21 protein-coding genes and 2 pseudogenes are annotated in these 20,902 nt (G+C 34.3%); 8 read left to right on the top strand and 15 right to left on the bottom strand.

The window, feature by feature from the left end; all coding sequences use genetic code 11:
• Positions 1-14: 14 nt before the first annotated feature.
• The 4 genes from FGL31_RS12670 to FGL31_RS12655 form a co-directional block, all read right to left on the bottom strand.
• Positions 15-605, bottom strand: coding sequence for a riboflavin synthase (locus FGL31_RS12670; protein ID WP_138091937.1), 591 nt, complete (start codon positions 603-605; stop codon positions 15-17).
• A 546-nt stretch (positions 606-1,151) separates the two neighbouring features.
• Positions 1,152-2,336 (bottom strand): Na+/H+ antiporter NhaA, encoded by a 1,185-nt coding sequence (gene nhaA / locus FGL31_RS12665; protein WP_099370880.1) that lies wholly within the window; start codon positions 2,334-2,336, stop codon positions 1,152-1,154.
• 116 nt (positions 2,337-2,452) lie between these two features.
• Positions 2,453-3,763, bottom strand: coding sequence for an ABC transporter permease (locus FGL31_RS12660; RefSeq protein WP_138091934.1), 1,311 nt, complete (start codon positions 3,761-3,763; stop codon positions 2,453-2,455).
• A gap of 12 nt (positions 3,764-3,775) precedes the next feature.
• Positions 3,776-4,687: an ABC transporter ATP-binding protein gene (locus FGL31_RS12655; protein ID WP_138091931.1), complete on the bottom strand. Its 912-nt coding sequence runs from the start codon at positions 4,685-4,687 to the stop codon at positions 3,776-3,778.
• 104 nt (positions 4,688-4,791) lie between these two features.
• Between FGL31_RS12655 and yihA the strand changes: the two genes are divergently transcribed.
• The 5 genes and pseudogenes from yihA to cmk all read left to right on the top strand — a co-directional run bounded on the left by yihA (position 4,792) and on the right by cmk (position 9,827).
• A complete protein-coding gene (gene yihA, locus FGL31_RS12650; RefSeq protein WP_099370883.1) occupies positions 4,792-5,403 on the top strand; it encodes a ribosome biogenesis GTP-binding protein YihA/YsxC in 612 nt (203 codons plus the stop codon).
• Positions 5,404-5,406: 3 nt separating this feature from the next.
• Positions 5,407-6,258: a UbiA-like polyprenyltransferase gene (locus FGL31_RS12645; RefSeq protein WP_138091928.1), complete on the top strand. Its 852-nt coding sequence runs from the start codon at positions 5,407-5,409 to the stop codon at positions 6,256-6,258.
• 95 nt (positions 6,259-6,353) lie between these two features.
• Positions 6,354-8,726: pseudogene (gene topA / locus FGL31_RS12640) on the top strand (type I DNA topoisomerase).
• 5 nt (positions 8,727-8,731) lie between these two features.
• Positions 8,732-9,145, top strand: a complete 414-nt coding sequence (locus FGL31_RS12635) for a hypothetical protein (RefSeq protein ID WP_099370886.1) — start codon at positions 8,732-8,734, stop codon at positions 9,143-9,145.
• A gap of 4 nt (positions 9,146-9,149) precedes the next feature.
• Positions 9,150-9,827, top strand: coding sequence for a (d)CMP kinase (gene cmk, locus FGL31_RS12630; protein WP_099370887.1), 678 nt, complete (start codon positions 9,150-9,152; stop codon positions 9,825-9,827).
• A 40-nt stretch (positions 9,828-9,867) separates the two neighbouring features.
• On the opposite strand, the gene FGL31_RS12625 is transcribed toward cmk, so the two are convergent.
• The 5 genes from FGL31_RS12625 to FGL31_RS28985 all read right to left on the bottom strand — a co-directional run bounded on the left by FGL31_RS12625 (position 9,868) and on the right by FGL31_RS28985 (position 13,046).
• On the bottom strand, positions 9,868-10,161 hold the full coding sequence (locus FGL31_RS12625) for a hypothetical protein (protein WP_099370888.1): 294 nt from the start codon (positions 10,159-10,161) through the stop codon (positions 9,868-9,870).
• Between the two features lie 95 nt (positions 10,162-10,256).
• On the bottom strand, positions 10,257-11,456 hold the full coding sequence (locus FGL31_RS12620) for a pyridoxal phosphate-dependent aminotransferase (protein ID WP_138091925.1): 1,200 nt from the start codon (positions 11,454-11,456) through the stop codon (positions 10,257-10,259).
• Positions 11,457-11,590: 134 nt separating this feature from the next.
• Complete coding sequence (locus tag FGL31_RS12615; protein ID WP_099370890.1) at positions 11,591-11,965, bottom strand: DUF1573 domain-containing protein; 375 nt, start codon at positions 11,963-11,965, stop codon at positions 11,591-11,593.
• A 112-nt stretch (positions 11,966-12,077) separates the two neighbouring features.
• Positions 12,078-12,530, bottom strand: a complete 453-nt coding sequence (locus tag FGL31_RS28990) for a CBS domain-containing protein (protein WP_317131008.1) — start codon at positions 12,528-12,530, stop codon at positions 12,078-12,080.
• Positions 12,531-12,680: 150 nt separating this feature from the next.
• Positions 12,681-13,046 (bottom strand): SIS domain-containing protein, encoded by a 366-nt coding sequence (locus tag FGL31_RS28985; protein ID WP_317131007.1) that lies wholly within the window; start codon positions 13,044-13,046, stop codon positions 12,681-12,683.
• A 109-nt stretch (positions 13,047-13,155) separates the two neighbouring features.
• Between FGL31_RS28985 and recQ the strand changes: the two are divergent.
• Positions 13,156-15,346 (top strand): annotated as a pseudogene (gene recQ, locus FGL31_RS12605) (DNA helicase RecQ).
• A gap of 5 nt (positions 15,347-15,351) precedes the next feature.
• Positions 15,352-16,167: a 3-deoxy-8-phosphooctulonate synthase gene (gene kdsA, locus FGL31_RS12600; protein WP_099370893.1), complete on the top strand. Its 816-nt coding sequence runs from the start codon at positions 15,352-15,354 to the stop codon at positions 16,165-16,167.
• 297 nt (positions 16,168-16,464) lie between these two features.
• Here kdsA and dnaJ read toward each other — a convergent pair whose 3' ends face one another.
• The 6 genes from dnaJ to FGL31_RS25660 all read right to left on the bottom strand — a co-directional run bounded on the left by dnaJ (position 16,465) and on the right by FGL31_RS25660 (position 20,248).
• The gene (dnaJ, locus tag FGL31_RS12595; RefSeq protein WP_099370894.1) at positions 16,465-17,613 is read right to left on the bottom strand and encodes a molecular chaperone DnaJ; all 1,149 of its coding nucleotides are present in this window, start codon (positions 17,611-17,613) and stop codon (positions 16,465-16,467) included.
• Between the two features lie 9 nt (positions 17,614-17,622).
• On the bottom strand, positions 17,623-18,144 hold the full coding sequence (locus tag FGL31_RS12590; RefSeq protein WP_099370895.1) for a nucleotide exchange factor GrpE: 522 nt from the start codon (positions 18,142-18,144) through the stop codon (positions 17,623-17,625).
• 133 nt (positions 18,145-18,277) lie between these two features.
• Complete coding sequence (locus FGL31_RS12585; protein WP_099370896.1) at positions 18,278-18,961, bottom strand: cell division ATP-binding protein FtsE; 684 nt, start codon at positions 18,959-18,961, stop codon at positions 18,278-18,280.
• 5 nt (positions 18,962-18,966) lie between these two features.
• Positions 18,967-19,170, bottom strand: coding sequence for a fructose-6-phosphate aldolase (locus FGL31_RS12580; RefSeq protein ID WP_099370897.1), 204 nt, complete (start codon positions 19,168-19,170; stop codon positions 18,967-18,969).
• 60 nt (positions 19,171-19,230) lie between these two features.
• Entirely contained in the window at positions 19,231-19,620 is a 390-nt protein-coding gene (locus FGL31_RS25665) for a hypothetical protein (protein WP_232046710.1), read from the bottom strand.
• Entirely contained in the window at positions 19,589-20,248 is a 660-nt protein-coding gene (locus tag FGL31_RS25660; RefSeq protein WP_232046709.1) for an acyl-CoA reductase, read from the bottom strand. The genes FGL31_RS25665 and FGL31_RS25660 overlap by 32 nt, the downstream gene beginning before the upstream one ends.
• 160 nt (positions 20,249-20,408) lie before the next feature.
• Between FGL31_RS25660 and FGL31_RS12570 the strand changes: the two genes are divergently transcribed.
• Entirely contained in the window at positions 20,409-20,759 is a 351-nt protein-coding gene (locus FGL31_RS12570) for a 4Fe-4S dicluster domain-containing protein (RefSeq protein WP_138091922.1), read from the top strand.
• The last annotated feature ends 143 nt before the right edge of the window (positions 20,760-20,902 follow it).

Genomic DNA, 20,902 nt, shown 5'->3' with positions numbered 1-20,902 from the left:
AGCCCAATATTAAATTAATCCCTTAAGGAAAGAAGCTTATTTACATACTTGCCTATAATATCAAATTCAAGGTTAACAGTACTTCCTATCTCTAGTGTTTTCAAATTCGTGTTTTCTAAAGTATAAGGAATTATTGCTACTGAGAAATTGTTTTTCCCCGAATTAACAACTGTCAAACTTATTCCATTCACAGTTATTGATCCTTTTTCTACTGTTAGGTTTTTCAATGTAGGATCATATTCAAAAGAATATACGACACTTCCGTCTTGCGGTTCTACAGCGGTGCAAATAGCAGTTTGATCCACATGCCCCTGGACAATATGTCCATCAAGGCGGCCATCTGCCTTTACACAACGTTCTAGATTTACAATATCTCCCTCTTTCAATTTGCCAAGATTGCTTTTTTCTAAGGTTTCATGAATAGCTGTTACTTGATGTACTTCACCATCTATTCCAACTACGGTAAGACAGACACCATTATGAGACACGCTTTGATCAATTTTCAAAGTAGGGGATATGCTTGATTCAATAAAATAATGAATATTGCTTTGCTCGTGCTCAATTTTCTTAACAGTTCCTAAAGTTTCTATAATGCCTGTAAACATAATGCTGAATGATTTTTTCAAATATAAGATAATCAAATTTCATGCACATAAGAAGAATGCCATAAAATATTTTAAAAAAAATTTGGATATGTGTAAAATGTACACTATCTTTGTGTCATCATAATTTAGGTTTATAATTGGTTATTAAAGGTTTTCATTCTCCCCGTTTGAAAACCTTTATTTTTTAAAATTATTTCCCTGATTTCCAACAAGTTAAATATTTTTATAGATAATATCTCAGCTTTATTCCTGAAATATATTTGGATTTTACATAACAAAATCTCTATCTTTGTCTTAGGTTTAGGTTGATTACCTCATAAAGAGGTTATTTTTTAAAGCTTGAGCGATCGCCCGATTGACTCAAGCTTTATTTTTTTAAGTCAATTTTCACTCAAAAATCCAAATTATACTGTAGTCTAAAATTTCCTATAACGATAAAGTAATTGCTTTGAATATTTCTTTAAAATAGAATGCGCGCATATTATTTTATATATGCGCGCATAATTTTAATGTATATTTAAATAAAGCGTTGTAACTTATATATTCTTAATGACCATCAAATTTTTGCTTTTTGCCAATTATCGATAGGTATATATAACCACATGCCCCTGAAATCAAGGAACCTATTAAAACAGCAAATTTTGCTTCCTCAATAAACAATGGATCTTTAAAGGAGAGCATGGAAATAAAAATTGACATAGTAAATCCAATTCCTCCAAGCATTCCAACACCTATCATATGCTTCCAACCAGCCATATCGGGTAAATTTGCAAGTTTAGTTTTTACGCAGATCCAGGTAGTAACATAAATGCCGATTGTTTTGCCAAAAAATAAACCTAAAATAATCCCCAAACCTAAAGGAGTGGTTAGTCCCTGTACCATTTCACTGTGAATGGTAATATTTGTATTTACTAATGCAAATAGGGGAATAATAATAAAATTCACAGGATTCGCTAGCGCATGTTCTAATTTTTCTAGAGTTGACTCCTTTTCATCCGGAGTAGTAGGTAAAGTCATTGCAACCAATACTCCAGCAATAGTTGCATGAATTCCGGAATGATGGATAAAATACCAAATGAATAATCCTGGTATAACATAAGCCCATACACTTTTTACTCCAAATCTGTTGAATGCAACCAGAACTGCTAATATAGCGGCAGCATATAGTAAATAAGTATAATGCAATTCTGTTGAATAAAAAATAGCAATAACTAAGATTGCCAAAAGATCATCTACAATCGCCAATGCCGCTAAAAATATTTTTAAACTAGGAGGTACTCTTTTATCTAACATTGAGATTATGGCCAATGCAAATGCAATATCTGTAGCCATTGGGATACCCCATCCATGATGTGATGGTTGATCGTGATTAAATAGGATATAGATTATTGCAGGGACAATAGCTCCGCCTACAGCTGCTAAAATGGGCAAGATAGCATTCTTAGGAGATGATAATTCCCCTTCAACCAACTCCCTTTTTATTTCTAAACCTACCAACAAAAAGAAAATCGCCATTAAACCATCATCAATCCAACCCTTAATACTGTACTTTAATTGAACAGTCTCATTCTCAAAACCTAATTTGACCTGTAAAAACTCATTGAAATTTGTAGAAAATGAAGTGTTAGCAATGATAAGTGATATAATAACACATAAAAAAAGTAATACTCCGCCCGATGTATTTGAGGAAAAGAATTTCTTAAATACAGACAGATTTATATTATTCGCCATAACAGAATTAAGATTGAAGATGTTTAATAAAACAGCGGTAAAGTTATAAAAAATATAAAAAGAAGCCCTTCTCAAAATTAAAATGAGAAAGGCGTCCCTATTTTGTTCCTATAAATTTAGCTTTTATACCTGAACCATTTTATAAGTTCTTTAAAGCTTGCTTTTTTACCATACATAAGAATTCCGATCCTATATATCCTTGCAGCAAACCATGTTGTAAATACAAATCCACCTACTAATAAAATAAATGAAAGGGCAATTTGCCAAGTTGGAACACCAAATGGAATTCTTACCAACATCGCAATTGGAGACGTGAGAGGAATAAAACTTAACCAAACTGCAATAGGTCCATGTGGATTGTTTACCAAAACACCAAATGAAAGGATATAAGCTAATAGCAAAGGCGTAGTAATCGGCATAGTAAATTGGTTTGCTTCTGTTTCATTATCTACTGCAGAGCCTACAGCAGCAAATAATGCACTGTATAGCATATAACCCCCAATGAAAAATAAAAAGAAGCTGATCAGTAATTCTGGAATATTTACTGCCTCCATTGCTGTATTGATTTCTGACATTATTGATCCACTACCAATTTCAGTCCCCTCAGGAGAGTTTTGCATCATTTCCTTCTGGAATTCGTTTTTGTCAATTAATGTATTTGATGCAATGGCGATCAAACCAAAACTCAAGATAATCCATAAAATAAACTGTGTAATACCCACTAAACCAATACCAATAATCTTACCCATCATCAATTGAAATGGTTTTACTGATGATATGATTACTTCAATGATTCGATTTGATTTTTCTTCAATAATCCCTCGCATCACCTGTGCCCCATACAAGAATAGAGATAAGTAAATTAAGACAGATAATGCCATCGCAATACCCATCGCAATCCTTGTATCACTATCTTTTGCTTCTCCCGATGCAGTAATTTCCTTGGCTGCAGTACTGACTTTGGTGTCTATGCTTTTAATCTTAGAAGCATCAATATTCAATTCTTTATATTGGTATTCCAATAAAATATTTTCTAATTGTGATTCTACCTGCCCCTTGGTTGCAATGTTTGGCTTGCCAGAAGATAAAAATTCAATGTTATGTGTTTGATAGAAATCCTCAGGGATAAAAAGGATATTAGTATTTCCATCCAAATCCTTGATTTTCTGAATTTGACTATTTAGTTCTTCTGTAGATTCTGTAAAGGTTATTTGATCAGTATTCTTTAATTGATTGCCTACTTCTTTAGTGTTGTCTACAACATATATCAATGCTTTAGAATCCTCAAAACTCTGTTTTGTTAGGAAAAATACACCAACGTACATCCCAATAAAAAATAGAGGAACTAAAAAAGTGGTCAGCAGAAATGTTTTTTTCTTAACCCTGCTCAAGTATTCTCTTTGGATAATTAATAATATTTTGTTCATATACTTTTAGGGTTATTTATTATTAGTAACATTATCGATGAAAATATCATGCATCGAAGGTATTATTTCAAATATTTGCTGAATCTCAATTTGAGGAATCAAGTTTATTAAAACATCATTTAATGATTTCTCTTGAGGAATCTGGATAGTTAATATATTGTTATTTGATTCCGACTGATCTAGGTTCTGCCAAAGGGAATGATCAATTTGAATACGCTCTGTTTCAGGTTTCAGATGATATTCTATCCTGTAGGTTTGATTTCTATACTGGTTTTTAATCTCTTTAACTGAACCTTCCAAAATCACTTTTGATTTGTTTAACAATGCGATATTGTCACACAATGCTTCCACAGATTCCATCCTATGGGTGGAATAAATAATGGTAGCACCTTTTTTATTTAATTCTAGGATTTCATCTTGAATAACTTGTGCATTTACTGGGTCAAATCCTGAGAAGGGTTCATCTAAAATTATTAAATCTGGTTCGTGGAGGACAGTGGCTACAAATTGTACTTTTTGTTGCATTCCTTTACTTAGATCTTCTACTTTTTTATCCCACCAACTTTCAATCTTAAGTTTTTCAAACCAATATTTTATTCTTTCTTTGGCATCCTTTTTACTCAGACCTTTTAATTGGGCTAGATAAATCATTTGGTCCCCAATCTGCATTTTTTTATATAGTCCTCGCTCTTCCGGTAAATATCCGATTCTACTGATATGGGAAGAATTCAAAGGTTTGCCATCGAAAATTATTTCGCCTGAATCTGGTGCAGTGATTTGATTGATAATTCGGATTAATGAAGTCTTTCCTGCGCCATTGGGCCCTAAAAGACCAAAAATCTTTCCTGATGGTACATGAATAGACACATCGTCTAAAGCCTTATGGTTGGCATATTGCTTAACAATATTTTTTATTTCCAGCATACAAACATATTTGCTGCTGAAATTATGAATTTTTATTGAAACACTAATAGTTCTATAGCGTTTCAAAAGAGAAATAAAATTGTATTTAATTGTACCTTTGCTGAATGAATATCAATAGAGCAGAATTTTTAACTAGTAATACTGATGTAACTAAGCTTCCGGAAGCTAATAAAGCTGAATACGCATTTATTGGACGTTCGAATGTTGGAAAATCTTCACTGATAAATGCGATCACACGTAGAAAAGGTTTAGCCAAAACCTCTCAAAAACCAGGTAAAACTCAATTAATCAACCATTTCATAATTAATGATGAATGGTATTTGGTGGATTTACCAGGTTATGGATTTGCCCAAACTTCAAAAAAGAACCGTGCATCTTGGGAAAAGTTTATTCGTGAGTATTTGACTAGAAGAGAGAATCTACAATGTGTATTTGTACTGATCGATAGTCGTCACGAGCCACAAAAGATTGATTTAGACTTCTGTTACTGGTTAGGAGAGCAAGGAATTCCATTTTTATTGTTATTTACCAAGGCTGATAAACACTCCATGGTAAAGTCTGATCAGAACATAGCTAAATTTCGCAAAGCATTGAAAACTTGGTTTGAAGAGGTTCCACCACATATTCTTACATCCTCAGAAACTAAACTAGGTTGTGAACAGGTATTGGAAACAATTGATGATATCAATAAAAACTTCGTTTCTCCTTTGGGTTAATATATGAAAAAATACATGTCCTTAGTGCTTTTTGCACATAGTATATTTGCTCTACCATTTGCCATCATAGGTTTCTTTTTAGCGATCAATACTACTGATTATCAATTTGAATGGAAGTTGTTTTTATTGATGTTGGTATGTATGGTGACTGCAAGAAATGCTGCTATGGCTTTCAATCGATATTTAGATAGAGATATTGACGCATTAAACCCTCGAACTGCGGTAAGGGATATTCCTGCTGGTAAAATCTCCGCAAATCAAGCTCTAATTTTTACCATTATCAATTGTATAGTATTTATAATAGCTTGTTACTTCATAAACTTTTTGTGCTTTCTACTTTCTCCAATCGCTTTATTTGTTATTTTATTCTATTCTTACATGAAAAGAATATCTCCTTTATGTCATATTGTATTGGGGGTTGGATTGGGCTTAGCACCTGTTGGTGCTTACTTAGCGGTGACCGGACATTTTAATATAGTACCTATCTTTTATGGATTAGCTGTCCTTACATGGGTGAGTGGATTTGACATCATATATGCTTTGCAAGATGAAGAATTTGATAAGGCTAATGGCTTAAACTCGATACCTGCAAATTTTGGAGGAAAGGCAGCATTAAGGATTTCTGAAATACTTCATGTACTGTCATTTATCTTTATTTTACTGCCAGTATTATATATGCCTGTTGGAATATTATACTATATAGGCGTTGCATTCTATGCAGCATTATTAATATACCAACATCGAATAGTGAGTTTAAATGATTTAAGTAGGGTAGACCGTGCATTTATGACTACAAATGGTATTGCTTCTGTAGTTTTTGCAGTGTTTTATTTACTGGATATTTGGATAAAATGAGCGTATACCCAAGTCACATTTTTAATAATCGTAATAAAAAAGAATTTGCATTCCATTTTGAAATCGTTTTCTTTGCATGAAATCATACAGTATAAATGGCAAAAAATTTATTGATAGTTGAGTCTCCAGCAAAGGCCAAAACAATAGAAGGATATTTAGGAAAAGATTTTTTGGTAAAATCTAGTTATGGTCACATCCGCGATTTGGTGAAAACCGATGATGCGATTGACACTGACGATAACTTCAAACAGAAGTATGAAGTTCCTTCGGATAAAAAAGCTTTAGTAAGTGAGTTGAAGAAGCTAGCTAAATCTGCAGAGACAGTTTGGTTAGCATCCGATGAAGACCGAGAAGGAGAAGCAATTTCTTGGCACTTATATGAAACTTTAGGGCTGAAAGACGATAAAACCAAACGTATTGTTTTTCATGAGATCACTAAACCTGCCATTTTAAAAGCAATTGAATCACCACGTAAAATAGATTTTAACCTTGTTAATGCTCAACAAGCTCGTAGAGTATTAGATAGATTGGTCGGCTTTGAACTTTCTCCGGTACTCTGGAAAAAAGTCAAACCTTCTTTATCTGCTGGCCGTGTTCAGTCTGTAGCGGTTAGATTAATTGTTGAGCGCGAAAGGGACATTAATAAGTTTAATGCTGAGGCAGCATTTAAAGTTGTTGCTATTTTTAATACTGGAAACCAAAAAGATAGATTTAAAGCAGAACTTCCAAATAGGTTTCCGACTGTTGAGGAAGCTAATCAATTTTTAAATGATTGTGCTAATGCTGTATTTAATATTAAGAGTTTAGAAACTAAACCTTCAAAACGTTCTCCATCGGCTCCTTTACAACATCTACATTACAACAGGAGGCAAGTAGAAAACTTGGATTTTCTGTGGCTCGAACAATGCAAGTAGCTCAACGACTTTATGAAGCTGGGCGTATTACTTATATGCGTACAGATTCAGTAAACCTTTCCGATACCGCATTACAGGGTGCAAAATCGGAAATCATCAATGCGTATGGTGATAAATACCATAAATTAAGACAATTTCGTACTAAAAGTGCCGGTGCACAGGAAGCTCACGAAGCAATCCGTCCAACATACTTTAATGATCATACAATTGAAGGTGATAACTCCGAAAAAAGATTGTATGAATTAATTTGGAAGCGTTCAATTGCATCTCAAATGACTGAAGCAGAATTTGAAAAAAACTACTGCTAAAATCAATATTTCTACCAGATCAGAAGACTTGGTTGCTTCAGGCGAAATCATGAAATTTGATGGGTTTTTAAAAGTATATTTTGAATCTTCTGATGATGATAATGATGATATAGATCTTGACAATTCTGATAATTCAATCCTTCCTCCACTGAGTAATGGCCAAAATCTTAATCTTGAGACCATGAATGCGACGGAAAGATTCTCAAGACCTCCAGCAAGGTTTACGGAAGCTTCCTTGGTTAAAAAACTTGAGGAGTTAGGAATTGGTAGACCATCAACGTATGCTCCAACTATATCTACGATCCAAAATCGTGGCTATGTTGTAAAAGAAGATAGAGACGGTAAGGAAAGATCATTCAAAGTCTTAACATTGACAGATGGTAAAATCTCAGAAGTCACAAAAACTGAAATTACCGGAGCTGAACGTAATAAAATGTTTCCAACTGATATTGGTGTTCTGGTTAATGATTTCTTAGTTCAGCATTTTAAAGGAATTGTTGATTACCATTTTACTGCGAAAGTTGAAAAAGAATTTGATGAGATTGCTCAAGGTTTTAAAGAGTGGACTCATATGTTGTCTAATTTCTACGGACCATTCCATTCAGAAGTCCAAAATACCTTAGATAATGCTGATCGTGCAACGCATGAAAGGGAACTGGGAATTGACCCTGTAAGTGGAAAACCTATTTCTGTTAGAGTAGGAAGATTTGGCCCATTAGTCCAAATCGGTTCTGCAGATGATGAAGAAAAACCAGCATTTGCCTCTCTGAGAAAAGGGCAGATGATAGAAACAATTACATTAGAAGAAGCACTGGAGTTATTTAAACTACCTAAAAAAGTTGGTGAATTTGAGGATAAAGAAATGACCGTTGCTATTGGTCGTTTTGGACCATATATTAGACATAACAGTAGCTTCTATTCCTTACCTAAAGGATTAGATCCTTTAGACGTTGAGGAAGAACAAGCAATTGAGATCATCAAAGAAAAACGCCAAAAAGATAAGGATAAGGTAATAAAAGTTTTTGATGAAAATCCTGATGCTAAAATTGAAAACGGTAGATGGGGACCATTCGTGCGTTTTGGTAAACAAAACTTGAAAATTCCAAAAGGTACAGAAGTAGAGAAAATTACCTATGCTGATGTATTGAAATGGGCAGAAGAAGATCCAAAAGCCGCAGGTTCAAAAATAGCAAAGACTACTAAAGCAACAAAAACAACTAAAACAACAAAAGCGAAGAAGAAATAGTTAATATGAAAAAGGACCTCCCTTTAAATATTGTTGAAGATATATCTATTGCTGTTGTATTGGAAACAGAATCACCGACCTCTAAAGTTTGGAATGTATATCTGATTAATGAAAAAAAATCTGCTATTCAGAATGTTCTGGTTTCTTCTAAAGGATATGGATTGAAAGATGGGAGAGAGGTGAAAACCACTACATTAAGACATTTCATTGGTGATATGGAGGCTAATAGTTCTCAAAAAATCGAGGCAATTGATCCTCAGGTTTTTGGGTTAACCAATGAATATTGGTTAAGTTATTATGTTGAGGGTACTATATATGATAAAAAATATGTTTTTTTACCTGAAAGTATCGTTGATGAAAATCTAATAAAAATTCCATTAGTAAATAAACCAGGTGTAATGATTGGGGGCACCAATTAAGGCTATGAAAAATTTTGTTATCGCGATTGACGGATTCTCTTCTTGTGGTAAAAGTACGGTTGCTAAGGCTCTAGCTAAAGAATTGAATTTTGTGTTTATTGATAGTGGTGCAATGTATAGAGCAGTTACTCTTTATATTCAACAGAACAAGGTTAATATTGAAAATGAGCAAGAGGTTTTGGATGCTTTAGATAATATACATATTGATTTTGTCCCTAACCCTGAAAAAGTACAAATTCTCCTAAACGGCGAGGACGTTTCGGATGCTATTAGAACTATGGAGGTTTCTGAATATGTAAGTGAAGTAAGTGCTCTAAAACCAGTTCGTAAAGCAATGGTTCACCAACAACAAAACCTTGGCAAAAAAAGAAATATTGTGATGGATGGGAGAGATATTGGAACTACAGTCTTTCCAAATGCTGACCTCAAAATTTTTATGACGGCTAGTCCACAAGTTCGTGCAGAACGCAGATTCGCTGAGCTTGGTGCAAAAGGTGAAGTGTTGACAATGGAGGAAGTAAAAGAAAACTTATCCCACAGAGACCATATAGATAGTACGAGAGAAGAAAGTCCACTAAGACAAGCTGAAGATGCAATTGTATTGGATAATTCCGAATTGAATCAAGAAGAGCAATTACAATTTGTAATAAACTTAGTGAAGGAAAAAATAGATCTTAACTAAAATTAGATAAAGAAAAAAGGCCTCAATTTGAGGCCTTTTATTATTTCATATTATCAATCTCTTGTTGTTGTTTCAATTGATCGATATTATTTTTACTTCCAAATTCATCTGTCTTTTCTTGGAAGGAATTTAGGATCTCCAGAATAGCTTCAGAGTTATCAGCAGTACGTGAATAGATTTCAGGAATTTTGGATTCAATTGTTTTGTCACCTAATTCAATATTATCTACTTCAACTTTTGCTATTTTTTCTAAAACAGCCTGCTGGCTATTTCTAATGTCCTCTAATTCTCTGGATATTTTCTCCATTAATTCGAATTTCTTTAATTTATCCATAAATATTCTTCATTAGTTTATAATATATAAACGTTAAACAGATGAAATTGTTGTGAATTATTTTTAAGACATTGAAATCCAGCGGTATATAATTACTAAATTGTCCTTCCTGGATATTCTTGTAATGCCTTATCAAGACAGATTAAAGCTTTTTTAAGATCATCTTGGTTTAATACATACGCTAATCTTACCTCATTGGAACCTGCCCCTGGAGTAGAGTAGAAGCCTGTAGCTGGTGCCATCATGACTGTCTCATTGTTATACGAGAACTTTTCTAGCATCCATTGACAGAATTTATCAGCATTGTCTATAGGCAATTTTGCAATTACATAAAATGCTCCTCCTGGATTTGGACAAAAAACACCATCAATATTATTTAATCCCTTCACTAAAGTATCTCTTCTTGCAGTATATTCTTTTGAAACTGCTTCAAAATAACTATCCGGAGTATCTACAGCAGCTTCTCCAGCAATCTGTCCTTCTAATGACGGACTAAGTCTTGCCTGAGCAAATTTTAATGAAGTTTGGTAGAGTTCTTTATTTTTCGTTATAATACATCCAATCCGAGCTCCACATGCAGAATAACGTTTTGAAACAGTATCAAATACAACAACGTTTTGTTCTAAACCTTCTAATTGCATCGGAGAAATAAATTCACGACCATCATAACAGAACTCCCTATAAGCCTCATCAGAAAATAGATATAAATCATGTTTTAAACACAATTCCTTTAGAGCTTCTAGTTCTTCCCTAGAATATAAATATCCTGTTGGGTTGTTAGGATTACAGATAGCAATTGCTTTCGTTTTTTCTGTTATCACTTTTTCAAAATCAGAAATCGATGGTAATGCAAATCCATTGTCAATTGTTGACATAATAGGTTTTACAATAATATCCGCAGAACATGCAAAACCATTATAGTTCGCATAGAATGGCTCTGGGATAATAACCTCTTCACCTGGATTCAAGCAGGCTTGCATAGTAATTGTTATTGCTTCTGATCCACCATTTGTTACTAATATATCATTAGGGGTGATGTTATAGTGAAGTTTATTATAGTATTCCGCTAGTTTTGTTCTGTATGATAGTGTTCCTTCAGAAGGTGTATATGCCCAAACTTTGAAATCAATGTTCTTCAAAGCATTCAACATGATTTCTGGTGTTTCAATATCAGGTTGACCTATGTTTAAATGATAGATTTTCTTTCCTTCTTTTTTAGCTTGATCAGCATAAGGAGTTAGCTTTCTAATAGGTGAGGCAGGCATATTATTGCCCTTTTGAGATATAGTTGGCATTATTAATAAATTATGTTTTTTAACTTTTCAAAAATACAAATAAAACACTGCTTGTCATAAAAAATAGAAAGCCGATCTCGAATGATCGGCTCTCAAATATCTGTTCTCAAAAATGTGAATTCTTGAATTCTGATTTATTCAACTATACCTTTAATGGTAAGTGTTTTAACAGGAGTTTTTGTGTTTGATTTCACGATAAATGATTTCGTGAAAGGTCCTTTTGCAGCAGCATTAAAGGTTACTTTAATAGTTCCTGCCTCACCTGGTTTAACAGGAGTCTTGGTAAACTCGGCTACAGAACATCCACAAGTCGGTTGCACATCTGAAATTATAATAGGTTCATCTCCTGAATTACTGAATTTATATTCATGTGAAACCGGTTTATTCAATGCAATCTTTCCGAAATCGTGCGTTTCTTTATCAAATTTAAACTCTGCTGCCAACATTCCCATTGCAGTTAGACTAATAAATGCAATCACTACTGCACATATACTCGTAATTTTTTTCATTGTTTCAATTTTTTCGTTGCTTTACACAATCAAATCTAAGACCATTTTTATAAGAATACGATTCTTTATTAAAGTTTTAGAATAATTCCACAATAATTTTACAAATTGCTTTTTAAATGATTCCTTCTTTTAGAATATCTTGAAGATGAATTATTCCTGCATATTTCCCATCATCTGTCACCACCAATTGTGATATACTATTTTGGCGCATGTGATGAAGAGCATTTGCTGCCAATTCATCCCGTTCGATAGTTTTTGGATTTATTGACATGATATCAGTTGCAATTAGGTTTGAAACATCAGTGTGCTTTTCTAACATCCTGCGGATATCTCCATCAGTTATTATACCCAAAATTTGTTCTTTTTCTGTTACTACGGTTGCACCAAGCCTGAATTTGGTAATACTAATAAGTACTGTACGAACGTCTGAGGAAGAACTAACTGCTGGTAAACCATGATTGTCAGATAAATCCCCAACTTTCAGATAAAGCTGTTCCCTAAAGCTCCACCAGGATGATATTTCGCAAAATCTTGATCTGTGAATTGCCTTTTGGTTTGTAAACATACCGCAATAGCATCTCCCATTGCTAATTGAACGGTAGTGCTTGTCGTAGGAGCAAGGTTATTTAGGACAAGCTTCTCTTGTAATACTAGTGTCTAAAATATAATCGGCTTGTTCTGCTAAATAATGAACTTCGGTTTCCAACCATGGCAACTAAAGTGTTCCCTGTTTTGTTTTTAAAAACGGAACTAAAACTTTAATTTCTGGTGTGTTTCCACTTTTTGAAATACCTATTATTAAATCGTCCTTTTGAATAATTCCTAAATCACCATGGATAGCATCAGCAGCATGCATAAAAATAGCAGGGGTACCAGTAGAATTTAATGTGGCGACAATCTTTTGGGCAATGATAGCACTCTTTCCAATACCTGTTAATATCACCCTTCCTTTTAATGTTAAAATCTCTTCAATAACCTTCACATAGTCCTCGTCAATTTTCTCAGAAAGAGCTAATACGTTAGCAGCTTCAAGCTCAAAAGTACTCTGCGCCAACGATTTGATATCTATATTGTTTTTCACGTAATATTTCCTTAATTTTATATATAAATATGATGTGTTCGCTACAAAAATACATTATTTAACACGTATTATTCATACCGTTATTACATCTATTTATTTTGCATAGTCAATGGAAATAGAAAAATCACTTTTCGATAATCTTCAAGATTTTTTTGGGTTCGATACTTTTAAAGGCGATCAAGAGGCTATTATTACAAATGTCTTGAATAAGAAAGACACTTTTGTCATTATGCCAACAGGTGGAGGAAAATCTATATGTTACCAGTTGCCAGCACTGATGAGCGAAGGAACAGCAATTGTAATTTCCCCATTAATAGCTTTAATGAAAAATCAGGTCGACCAAGTTCGTGCTTTTGGTGGTAGAGACAGCATCGCACATTTCTTAAATTCTTCCCTCACAAAAAATGAGATTCAAAGAGTTAAACAAGATGTTCAAGATGGAAAAACAAAACTCCTCTACGTCGCTCCTGAATCACTCGCAAAAGAAGAAAATGTAAACTTCCTCAGAAGTATTACAGTTTCATTTGTTGCTGTGGATGAGGCTCATTGTATTTCAGAATGGGGACATGATTTCAGACCCGAATACCGAAAAATCAGACAAGTTATCAATGAAATTGGGGAAGATATCCCAATTATTGCCTTAACAGGCAACTGCAACACCTAAGGTCCAGTCAGATATTCGTAAGAATCTGCAAATGAATGATGCCACTTTGTTTAAGTCTTCTTTCAATAGAACTAATTTATATTACGAAGTTCGACCGAAGGAAGATGTTATAAAGCAAATTGTACGCTTCATAAAAAGCAATACGGGAAAAGCAGGAATTGTATATTGTCTAAGCCGTAAAAAGGTTGAAGAAATAGCCGAAGTATTAAATATCAACGGAATAAAAGCATTACCTTATCATGCTGGGTTGGATGCTAAAACTCGTGCCGATACGCAAGATAAATTCTTGATGGAAGATATTGAGGTAATCGTTGCAACCATTGCATTTGGAATGGGGATAGACAAACCCGATGTCAGATATGTTATACATCACGATATTCCTAAATCTATGGAAGGGTACTACCAAGAAACTGGACGTGCTGGACGTGATGGAGGAGAAGGTTACTGCTTGGCTTTTTATTCTGAAAAAGATGTTGAAAAATTAACCAAGTTCATGAAAGATAAGCCAGTTTCTGAAAAAGAAATCGGTACTCAAATCCTCAAAGAAGTAATTGATTATTCTGAATCAGCGGTTTGTCGTAGAAAACAAATCCTTCATTATTTCGGAGAGAAGTTTGATGAAACAGGCTGTAATTCAATGTGTGATAATTGTCGGGCTCAAAAAACATATTTTGATGCTGAAGAACCGTTATTGACTGTCCTCAATTTCATAAAAGAACAAGGTGATAAATTTGATGACCAGCATATAATTAATGTTCTGATTGGGCAAAACAATCAACCCATATCAAAATATAAACATGATACTCATCCTCTGTTTGGCTCAGGTAAAGAACAGGGCGTAAATTTTTGGAATTCTTTAATCCGTCAAGCTGAACTGGCAGGTTTTATCAAAAAAGATATAGACCACTATGGTTTACTTCAATTAACAGAAGGGGGCAAAAAGTATATCGTGAACCCTTATCCATTAAAGTTTATCTTAAATAAACCAATGGAAGTAACCAAAACTGTATCTACTGATGAAGCTTCAGGTCAATCTGGAGCTCTGGATGCTGAGCTATTAAAGATGCTCAAGGATCTAAGGAAAAAGATCGCAAAACAAAAATCACTACCTCCGTTTGTAATATTCCAAGATCCTTCGCTGGATGAAATGTGTACCCATTATCCTGTAACAATTGATGAATTGAAACAGATTCAAGGTGTAGGGTCTGGAAAAGCAATGAAGTTTGGGGCGCCTTTTGTAGAGTTGATCAAAAAGTATGTGGAAGACAATGATATCGATAGACCACAGGATTTAGTAATTAAAAGCACAGCCAATAAGTCAGCTCTTAAGGTATCAATAATCCAAAATATTGATCGCAAGATAAGTCTCGAGGACATTGCATCATCCAAAGGGATTAGTTATGAGGATCTATTGAGAGAAGTTGAATCAATCGTAAATTCAGGAACTAAACTCAATATCGGCTATTTTGTAGATGAAATGATAGACCAAGATCGTCAAGATGAAGTTTACGATTATTTCAAAACAGCTGAAAATGATGCAATAGAGTCTGCTCTGGATGAATTAGGCGAGGAAGATTATTCCTTTGAAGATATCCAATTGATGCGTATAAAATTTATGTCGGAATTAGGTAATTAAATAATATGATTAATAAATATTTGCCAAATATTAAAAATGGCAGCTCATCTTCATTCTTTTTAATGGCTGGTCCATGTGCTATAGAAGGTGAGGAAATAGCAATGCGAATTGCTGAAAAAATTGTCACGATCACTGACAAATATAGTATCCCTTATATTTTCAAAGGATCTTACCGCAAAGCAAATCGATCTAAGGGAAATTCTTTTACTGGAATTGGTGATGAAAAAGCACTAAAGATTCTGGAAAAGATTGGAAAAACCTTTGGAGTTCCCACGGTAACTGATATTCATGAAAGTCAGGAAGCTGCAATGGCAGCTGCATACGTCGATGTGCTGCAAATCCCAGCATTCCTTTGTAGACAGACTGATCTGTTGAATGCTGCTGCGGAAACTGGCAAAGTCGTGAATATTAAAAAAGGACAGTTCCTTTCTGCTGAATCAATGAAATTTGCAGTCGAAAAGGTTCAAGATGCTGGTAATGAAAAAGTAATCCTCACTGACAGAGGAAATACATTCGGATACCAAGATTTAATTGTAGACTATAGAGGGTTTCCAGTAATGAAATCCTTCAATGTGCCAACAGTGATGGACTGTACTCACTCTTTACAACAGCCAAACCAAAGCTCTGGTGTAACAGGAGGGAAGCCAGAATTGATCGAAACAATCGCTAAAGCTGCAATCGCTGTAGGTGCTGACGGACTATTTATTGAAACTCACCCCGATCCTGCAAATGCAAAATCCGATGGAGCAAATATGCTGCACCTTGATCTTTTGGATGGACTCTTGGAAAAATTAATGAAAATTAGACAAGCCGTTTTATAGTAGTCTTTAGACATAAGACATAAGACATAAGACACAAGACATAAGACAGTATATAGTTTGATATATTTTTATGTCTTAGTAGTAAATATAAAGAAGAAGTAATCTGTTGAATGCTTCTTCCTTCAGCTCAAAAAAATAGAGGCATGGAATTATTCCATGCCTTTTTGTTCATAAAAAAATGGAAGGAATCAGATACTGATTCCTTCCAAAATATATTTAATACATTAACATAAAAAGTGTTTCAGACTATCTAGAGTCTAATGTCTTATGTCTATTGTCTACTGTCTAAGTTAAGCACTACTCAAAATACTCTTTGATTCTTTCAAAGAATGATTTTTCACTTTTCCCTGGTTGGGGTTTAAAGTTTGCCGAATTTTTCAATTTTTCAAGAAGTTCTTTTTCTTCTTTCGAAACTGTCTTTGGTGTCCAAACATTCACATAGACTAATTGATCGCCTTTATGATATGAATTAACCTCCGGAAGACCTTTACCTTTTAGGCGAAGAATTTTTCCACCTTGAGTACCTGGTTCGATTTTTATTTTTGCTTTGCCATCTATAGTAGGAATTTCAACGCTTGTGCCCAATGCCGCGTCAGCAAAATTTATATATAAATCATAAATAACATTGATTCCATCACGTTTCAATGTTTCATGAGGTACTTCTTCAACAAGGATGATTAAATCTCCAGGAATACCGCCTCTAGGCGCAGCATTTCCTTTGCCACTCATAGAAAGCTGCATGCCCTCACTTACACCTGCCGGAATATTGATCGAAATTGTTTCTTCTCCGCGTACTAATCCTTCACCTTTACATGAAGTACATTTCGCAGTAATTTCAACTCCTTCACCATTACATGTTGGACAAGTACTAGTTGTTTGCATTTGACCTAATATGGTATTGGTCACACGCCTTACAGATCCTGATCCGCCACAAGTATTACAGGTATGGTAAGAGTTTTTGTCCTTTGCGCCAGTACCATCACAAGTATTACATTTTACTTGTTTGTTGACTTTAACTTTTTTCTCAACTCCTTTAGCAATCTCCTCCAATGTCAACTTAACCTTAATCCTAAGGTTTGTGCCCCTTTGAACTCTACGGCCACCGCGTGAACCACCAGCACCACCAAAGAAACTTTCAAAAGGATTGCCGCCACCGAATATATCGCCAAACTGACTGAAGATATCATCCATGTTCATGCCGCCACCACCGTAGCCAGATGCAGAATTACCCGCATGGCCAAACTGATCATAACGCCTTCTTTTCTCAGGATTGCTTAATACCTCATAGGCTTCAGCAGCTTCTTTAAATTTGTCCTCAGCCTCTTTGTCGCCTGGATTCTTATCCGGGTGATATTTTATAGCTAATTTACGATAAGATGTTTTGATCTCAGTAACTTCAGCAGTTCTGCTAACACCAAGAACATCATAATAATCTCTTTTTGACATCTTTTATATTTATTGACCTACTACTACTTTTGCAAATCTGATTACGCTGTCATTTAAAGTATATCCTTTTTCTATAACATCAATAACCTTATCTTTTAAATCTGGGGTAGGTGCAGGTATTAAGGTAATGGCTTCTTCGAATTCAGGATCGAATGGTTGTCCAACAACATCAATCTCCCTAACTCCAAGTTGTTCCATTGTTTTTTTCAATTTGTGGTAAACCAAGTCTATTCCTTGCTTCATCGGATCATCCTCTGGAACATCTTTCATGAAACTCAAGGAACGGTCGAAATCATCCACAACAGGTAATAATTTTAGGATTACATCTTTTCCAGCAGATTGCATTAAATCAATCTTTTCTTTTGCTGTTCTTTTCTTATAGTTGTCAAACTCAGCAACCAAACGAGCATATTTGTCGTTTGATTCATTTAGTTTATTTGTTAGTTCATCTGTCGCTGAAGTGCCTTGTTCTACATTCTCCTCCGAATTGTTCATTTCTGGATCTTGAATATTCTCGTTCTCGTTTATCATCTCCTATAATATTGTTTGTGTAACCTTAACTTCGATAACATCAATTTTTTGCCAACAAAAAAAATCCGACAGGCTGTCAGTGTTTGCGTAAAACACTAGCAATATTGTCGGATAGAATGTGCTATTGTCAGAATTAGATGCTGACATTGTCATGCAACGCACCATCAGCGGTTTTGAGGATGCGTGCAGGCATATTTCTTATAATTTGGTAATCGTGAGTCGCCATCAAAACAGCAGTGCCTGAAGCAGCAATATCACGTAATAATAAAACAATCTCCTCGGAAGTAGCAGGATCCAAATTCCCTGTCGGCTCATCCGCCAATATGATTTCAGGATTGTTCAATAAAGCCCTAGCAATAACAACACGTTGCTGCTCACCACCGGATAATTCATGAGGCATTTTCTTCAATTTTGAACGAAGACCTACTTTTTCCAAAACATCAATAATCCTATTCTCAATCTGAGCTTTTTCCCTCCAGCCAGTAGCTTTTAAAGCAAATTCTAAGTTCTTCTCAACAGTACGGTCATTCAATAAATGAAAATCTTGAAAGACAATACCAAGCTTGCGCCTTAGATATGGAACATCATTCTCGTGAAGTTTCTTTAAATCAAAACCAGCTATCATGCCTTCTCCTGTAGCAATATATAAATCACCATAAATGATTTTTAATAAACTACTCTTACCTGAACCCGATTGCCCTATTAAGTATAGGAACTCTCCTTGTGCGATATCAAGGTTCACGTCAGAAAGTACAAGATGTTTTTGTTGATAGATATCTACATGTTTAAGTTTGATAACTGTATTCGTTTCTCTCATGGTATTTATAAGTCGATTTTCTTAATTTGGCCGAAAGGTAACTCCTTAACTATATCCATAATATAGTCTGCTCTGTCACCTAAGCCGATTTTATCTAATGATTTGTCTGGCCTATCCACGCGGAAATATGCCAAAAGTGTAAATGAATCGTCCCGCAACTGAACATAATCCGGGATTTTTGCAACACCTTTAACTTTTATAACATACATAGTCAAACAAAATTATAATTTTTTACGAATTCATACTCATATAACGGCAATAAAAGCTAATTATTGGTTATTCAGTAAAAATGATAAAGTGTTGATATTATCCGCATAATCATCTAAAGAAGGATGTTGGCTCGATCCCAATGGAAAAACAGGAACATCAATGTTGTTTAAATCCATTTCCGTAGTCACACATTGAATCTCATCTCGATGAGAATTAATATATTCTTCTACTTTTTCTATCGAATCATAATATTCAAAGTGTACAACAGCAAGGGGAGAGGCCAAGCTCTCATCTTCTTTTAAAAGTAAAAAACCATTGTCAAAATGCTTATTCCTATTAATTAAATAAATAGATTTATTGAAATCATAGTTATTGTTATATTTTGTATGATCTTTTATGCCTTGAAAAGATTCGAAATTATCCAACAAGTTTGGAATATTGTAATCCAATGGAATAAAATATTTTGGATACGGAACGACATCCTAAACCAAAATAGTCAAAAATATCATGCCCCAAATCCTTTAATTCTTCAGCAGTCTCATGTCCAGAAAGAACAGAAATTGAGTTTCGGTTTTTCCTGATTATATTTGGTTTCTTCCCGAAATAATATTCAAAATATCTGGCAGAGTTATTACTGCCAGTTGCTATGACTAAATCATAATGCTCCAATTTCTCTACAAATTGAACCCTTTCTTTAAATAGAGGTTCAATTTCAAATAAATGGTCTAAAATAAACTTCGTGAGACCAGCATCATCCGACGAAACTTTGATTTGAGCCTTAAAACCTGCTAATAATACCGTCATAATATCATGAAACCCAACCAAAGGCAGGTTTCCTGCTAATACTAAACCTACAGATTTATCAATATTATGATTAGGGACCTCTCTTAACCAATTCTCAAGTTTATCGCTAGTCAAATTTGAAGAAATGGCATCGATCTGTTGCAATACATTATCTCTTGTATACCAGGCATTTCTATGTACTATGTTTTCTAAAAATGGAGACTCTCTGAGTTCTTTAGATTTAAGGTATTCTCCTAATTTTACAAATGCTGATATTCTAGTTTCTCTTGTCAAAATCTTGCTATTTAGAATTATTCTGTAGTTTTTTTGCTGTATATTTGCCATATCAAAGTAAATAACTACTAATTTTGTATACTTTTATTTTACAGTGTATAGCATTAGTACTAACTTTGAAAGTGCAAAATTAGTTTATTATTTTATTGTAAGGACATAAATGGCAATTAAAATTACTGACGAGTGTATAAATTGTGGGGCATGTGAACCAGAATGCCCAAATAATGCAATCTATGATGCAGGGGTAAGTTGGAAATTTTCTGACGGTACCGCATTGGATGGTGTTATAGATTTTGGCGAAGGAGTAACTCTTGATGCAAATGAATCGCAAGAAGCGATCTCCAATGAAGTATATTATATTGTTTCTGATAAATGTACAGAATGTGTGGGTTTTCACGATGAACCTCAATGTGCAGCTGTTTGCCCAGTAGACTGCTGTGTAGAAGATGAAGATGTGCGTGAATCTGAAGACGAATTATTAGCTAAAAAAGCTTGGTTACACGCTGAATAAATAACAAAAAATATTTTTATAGCCACCTGATCTTTCAGGTGGCTTTTTTTATGCTGTTTCATGAAATTTCCTCAAAAAACATTTTTTGAATTAATTTTCTTAATCCCAACATTTTAAGAAATAAAATTCTTTTCATAATGAGT

This window comes from Sphingobacterium daejeonense (genome assembly GCF_901472535.1).
GTDB lineage: Bacteria > Bacteroidota > Bacteroidia > Sphingobacteriales > Sphingobacteriaceae > Sphingobacterium > Sphingobacterium daejeonense.
The sequence above is the reverse complement of the archived record's forward strand: the minus strand, read 5'-3'. Positions and strand labels throughout refer to the sequence as shown.

Excerpts from the sequence above, each read along its gene's own strand:
- FGL31_RS12660 (WP_138091934.1), bottom strand. The coding sequence starts at position 3,763 with ATGAACAAAATATTATTAATTATCCAAAGAGAATACTTGAGCAGGGTT.
- FGL31_RS12645 (WP_138091928.1), top strand. The coding sequence starts at position 5,407 with ATGAAAAAATACATGTCCTTAGTGCTTTTTGCACATAGTATATTTGCT.
- FGL31_RS12585 (WP_099370896.1), bottom strand. The coding sequence starts at position 18,961 with ATGAGAGAAACGAATACAGTTATCAAACTTAAACATGTAGATATCTAT.
- nhaA (WP_099370880.1), bottom strand. The coding sequence starts at position 2,336 with ATGGCGAATAATATAAATCTGTCTGTATTTAAGAAATTCTTTTCCTCA.
- FGL31_RS12635 (WP_099370886.1), top strand. The coding sequence starts at position 8,732 with ATGAAAAAGGACCTCCCTTTAAATATTGTTGAAGATATATCTATTGCT.
- FGL31_RS12620 (WP_138091925.1), bottom strand. The coding sequence starts at position 11,456 with ATGCCAACTATATCTCAAAAGGGCAATAATATGCCTGCCTCACCTATT.
- FGL31_RS12670 (WP_138091937.1), bottom strand. The coding sequence starts at position 605 with ATGTTTACAGGCATTATAGAAACTTTAGGAACTGTTAAGAAAATTGAG.
- FGL31_RS12655 (WP_138091931.1), bottom strand. The coding sequence starts at position 4,687 with ATGCTGGAAATAAAAAATATTGTTAAGCAATATGCCAACCATAAGGCT.
- cmk (WP_099370887.1), top strand. The coding sequence starts at position 9,150 with ATGAAAAATTTTGTTATCGCGATTGACGGATTCTCTTCTTGTGGTAAA.
- FGL31_RS12590 (WP_099370895.1), bottom strand. The coding sequence starts at position 18,144 with ATGATAAACGAGAACGAGAATATTCAAGATCCAGAAATGAACAATTCG.
- FGL31_RS12580 (WP_099370897.1), bottom strand. The coding sequence starts at position 19,170 with ATGTATGTTATAAAAGTTAAAGGTGTTGCAAAAATCCCGGATTATGTT.
- yihA (WP_099370883.1), top strand. The coding sequence starts at position 4,792 with ATGAATATCAATAGAGCAGAATTTTTAACTAGTAATACTGATGTAACT.
- FGL31_RS12615 (WP_099370890.1), bottom strand. The coding sequence starts at position 11,965 with ATGAAAAAAATTACGAGTATATGTGCAGTAGTGATTGCATTTATTAGT.
- FGL31_RS12570 (WP_138091922.1), top strand. The coding sequence starts at position 20,409 with ATGGCAATTAAAATTACTGACGAGTGTATAAATTGTGGGGCATGTGAA.
- FGL31_RS12625 (WP_099370888.1), bottom strand. The coding sequence starts at position 10,161 with ATGGATAAATTAAAGAAATTCGAATTAATGGAGAAAATATCCAGAGAA.
- kdsA (WP_099370893.1), top strand. The coding sequence starts at position 15,352 with ATGATTAATAAATATTTGCCAAATATTAAAAATGGCAGCTCATCTTCA.
- dnaJ (WP_099370894.1), bottom strand. The coding sequence starts at position 17,613 with ATGTCAAAAAGAGATTATTATGATGTTCTTGGTGTTAGCAGAACTGCT.
- FGL31_RS28990 (WP_317131008.1), bottom strand. The coding sequence starts at position 12,530 with ATGTTTACAAACCAAAAGGCAATTCACAGATCAAGATTTTGCGAAATA.